The sequence below is a fragment of the Rhizobacter sp. P3_B12 genome (genome assembly GCF_056402895.1).
On record NZ_JBFUGN010000743.1, the window covers coordinates 1 to 3145 of the forward strand.

6 protein-coding genes are annotated in these 3145 nt (G+C 69.8%); 3 read left to right on the top strand and 3 right to left on the bottom strand.

The features are described 5' to 3' along the window. The 3 genes from AC1D01_RS27265 to AC1D01_RS27275 all read right to left on the bottom strand — a co-directional run. A partial coding sequence (locus tag AC1D01_RS27265) for a LacI family DNA-binding transcriptional regulator (RefSeq protein ID WP_477871960.1) occupies positions 1–579 on the bottom strand: 579 nt, incomplete at its 3' end. Positions 580–586: 7 nt separating this feature from the next. Continuing rightward, positions 587–1105, bottom strand: a complete 519-nt coding sequence (locus AC1D01_RS27270; protein ID WP_477871962.1) for a DUF2306 domain-containing protein — start codon at positions 1103–1105, stop codon at positions 587–589. A 70-nt stretch (positions 1106–1175) separates the two neighbouring features. Next, entirely contained in the window at positions 1176–2006 is an 831-nt protein-coding gene (locus AC1D01_RS27275) for a hypothetical protein (RefSeq protein WP_477871964.1), read from the bottom strand. A 150-nt stretch (positions 2007–2156) separates the two neighbouring features. On the opposite strand from AC1D01_RS27275, the gene AC1D01_RS27280 reads away from it, so the two are divergent. From AC1D01_RS27280 to AC1D01_RS27290, 3 genes are all read left to right on the top strand, one after another. Then, the gene (locus tag AC1D01_RS27280; protein ID WP_477871966.1) at positions 2157–2351 is read left to right on the top strand and encodes a type II toxin-antitoxin system VapB family antitoxin; all 195 of its coding nucleotides are present in this window, start codon (positions 2157–2159) and stop codon (positions 2349–2351) included. Continuing rightward, positions 2348–2752, top strand: coding sequence for a type II toxin-antitoxin system VapC family toxin (vapC, locus tag AC1D01_RS27285; RefSeq protein ID WP_477871968.1), 405 nt, complete (start codon positions 2348–2350; stop codon positions 2750–2752). Before AC1D01_RS27280 ends, vapC begins: the two co-directional genes overlap by 4 nt. A 73-nt stretch (positions 2753–2825) precedes the next feature. Continuing rightward, the coding region (locus AC1D01_RS27290; protein ID WP_477871970.1) for an MFS transporter at positions 2826–3145 on the top strand (320 nt) is incomplete at its 3' end.

Sequence of the window (3145 nt, forward strand, 5' to 3'; positions counted from 1 at the left end):
GATCACCGCCAGGTGCCGGCGCCCGCGCCCTGCGAAGTAGCCGGCCACCGCACGCCCCACCGCCTCGTGCGAGAAGCCGACCAGCACGTCGATCGGGTCGGGGATCAGGTCCCAGGTCTCGACGATCGGGATGCCCGAGGCCAGCAGGCGCTGCCGGCCCTGCGCGGTGTGCAGCACGCCGGTCAGCACGATGCCGTCGGGGCGGCGGCCGATGATGTCGGCCAGCAGTTCGTCCTCGCGCGCTTCGCTGTAGCCGCTCTGCCCCACCATCAGCTGGTAGCCGCGCGCAGCGAGGCCGGCGGTCAGCGCCTCCAGCGTCTCGAGGAACATCGGCCCCGACAGCGTCGGCACCACCGCCGCCACCAGCCGGCTGCGGCTCGAGCGCAGCGCGCCGGCCGCGCGGTTCGGCACGTAGCCGGTCTGCGCCACCGCGGCGCGCACCTTCTCGACCGTGGCGGCCGGCACGTTCTCGGGCCGGTTCAGCACGCGCGACACCGTCATCGCCGAGACACCGGCGACGCGCGCCACGTCGTTGACGGTGATGCTGAGGTGCGAGGCCGGGGCGCGCTGCAGGGTCATCGGCGGGTCAGGCCGCGGGTGACGCCGAGGCGAGGCCCGGGCGGCTGCGCGAGCGCAGCTGCAGGCACTGCCAGGTGGCGCCGATCAGGAACACCAGGAACAGCGCGCCGGCGACGGCCTGCAGTTCGGGTGCATCGGCATTCGGCAGCAGCGGCTTGCCCAGCGGCAGCCGCGTCGTCGTCTCGGTGACGCCGGGGATCATGTGGAAGAAGAACGTCAACGAGTAGCCGACGGTCTCGACGTACGGCGACGCGCCGCCGAACAGCCTGCGCCGGCCGGCGAGTGCCGCGACACCGAGCACCACCAGCGTCACGATGCCCAGCACGTGCGGCTTGCCGAAGCCGCCGTGCTGGAAGATGCCGAAGCCGGTGAGGCAGGTCAGCACCGTCGCCCAGACGTAGATGCGGCCGGTGGTGTTCGTCGCGACGATGCGCTTGTCGCGGAACAGCGCGACCAGGCCGGCCGCGACCGCGATGAGGGAGATGAGCGTGTGGATGACGCCGAGCGGCGTGAGACCGTAGACCATGGGTTCCTCCTGGGGTCGATCTGTTGGAGCCCGAACAGTACACGCCGGGGGCGCGACCGACAACACCGTTTCAGCAGCCGCCGATCGCCTGCGCATGCACGGCCGTCCAGCCCCCGGCGGCCGCGCGCTTCAGCACGCCGTAGCCCGACCACTCGTAGCCGGCGTAGGCGTAGACCAGCTCGGCGATGCCGTCGTCGTCGAGGTCGGCGTGGTCGACGAAATCCATCTCCATCAGTGCCGACGCGCCGGCACCGCCGCGGAAGAACTCTTCATGGGTGGCGGCATAGGCGCCCTGGGCATTGCGCTCGGCGACGAAGAACAGCGTCTGCACGTTGTCCTGGTTCTCGATGTGCGACGACACGACGAGGACCGGCTGGCCGCCGCGCTCGATGCGCAGCGCGGACACGCGCAAGGCCGCGAGCGTGTCGGCCAGCGCCGCCGCGGGTACCTGGTGGCGCGCCAGGATGGTGCGTGCGACGTCACGGGCGGCGAGCCGATCGGCCTCGGTGGCGGCGGTTGCGCGCTCGACGCCGGGATCCTTCAGCGGGCGTGTCGTCACCAGCGCCGTTGCGTCGCTCGCGCCCGTCAGGGGTGGCGTCAGCACCGCATGGCTGCCTTCCGAACAGGCCTGCCGCTCCTCGATCTGCAGATGGTCCACGCGCGCCTCGCCGATGCGCGCACCGGCCCGGTGAAGCTGCACGCGCTGGCCCGGCTGCAGCGACTCCGCGGTCAGCTCGAACGGCGAGAACATGCCAGCCCGCACGAGGGCCAGCGGGAACGCGCGGTCGGGCGGCTGCAGCACCAGCACGAGGTTCGCCGCGGCAGGGCGGGCCGGCTGCGCGACGCTCGCGGTCACGATGAGCAGGGTGGCGAGGGCGAGCAGGCAGCGGATCGGCGTCATGCGGGCGATTGTCGGGCAGCGTGGACGCTACGCATGGAATGCAGTGGACCGGCTGCAGCCGCGCACGGCGACGCCCTGAGCGTCAGGCGCAGCCGGACCTTCTGCGCGCCGAGCATAGAATGTGTACGAATCTGTCCCGAGGTACACACCATGCGTACGAACATCGTGATCGACGACAAGCTCATGCGGGACGCGCTGCGAGTGAGCGGCGCGAAAACGAAGCGCGAAGTCGTCGAGCTGGCGCTGCAGACCCTGCTGCAGCTGAATCGCCAGGCGCAGGCGCGGCAATTCAGGGGGAAGCTCCAGTGGGAGGGTGACCTCGACGCGATGAGGACCGACAAGTGATCCTCGTCGACTCCAGCGTCTGGATCGACTACTTTCGCGGCGCGCCGACACCTGCAGCACGGACCCTCGATGCGCTACTGAACAGCGAGAAAATTGCAGTCGGCGATCTGATGCTGGCCGAGGTCCTGCAAGGATTCCGCACAGACGCTGATTTCAAGGCCGCCAGGAAAGTACTGGCGGCATTCACCGTGATCGACATCTGCAGACGCGATGTCGCAATTCAGGCGGCCCAGAACTTCCGGAAGCTCCGTACGCTCGGCGTCACGGTCCGCAAGACGATCGATACGCTGATCGCAACCCGCTGCATCGAGGATGGCATGCACCTGTTGCACGCCGATCGCGACTTCGATCCGTTCGAGACTCATCTCGGACTCAAGGTCGTCGAGATTCCCGTGGAGTGATCTGGCCGGCGCCAAATGCCTTGCTTTCGTCGGAATCTCTCTGAGCCGGCAGAATCAACGCAAACCCTCCACCATGAACCCTGCCGGCCAGACCCCCTGCGACAAGGTCGCCATCCTGCATGGCGCGCCCTGCGCCGGCGCGCCGGCCAGCGGCCAGCGCTGGACGCTCGCCGCCGCGATCCTCGGCTCGGGGATGGCCTTCATCGACGGCAGCATCGTCAACGTCGCGCTGCCCGCGATCCAGCGCGAGTTGAACGCCAGCGCGGCGCAGCTGCAGTGGATCGTCGAGGCCTATGCGCTGTTCCTCGCGTCGCTGCTGCTGGCCGGCGGCGCGCTCGGCGACCGGCTCGGGCGGCGCCGCGTCTTCATGGYCGGCGTCGCGCTGTTCACCGT

Excerpts from the sequence above, each read along its gene's own strand:
- AC1D01_RS27270 (WP_477871962.1), bottom strand. The coding sequence starts at position 1,105 with ATGGTCTACGGTCTCACGCCGCTCGGCGTCATCCACACGCTCATCTCC.
- AC1D01_RS27275 (WP_477871964.1), bottom strand. The coding sequence starts at position 2,006 with ATGACGCCGATCCGCTGCCTGCTCGCCCTCGCCACCCTGCTCATCGTG.
- AC1D01_RS27280 (WP_477871966.1), top strand. The coding sequence starts at position 2,157 with ATGCGTACGAACATCGTGATCGACGACAAGCTCATGCGGGACGCGCTG.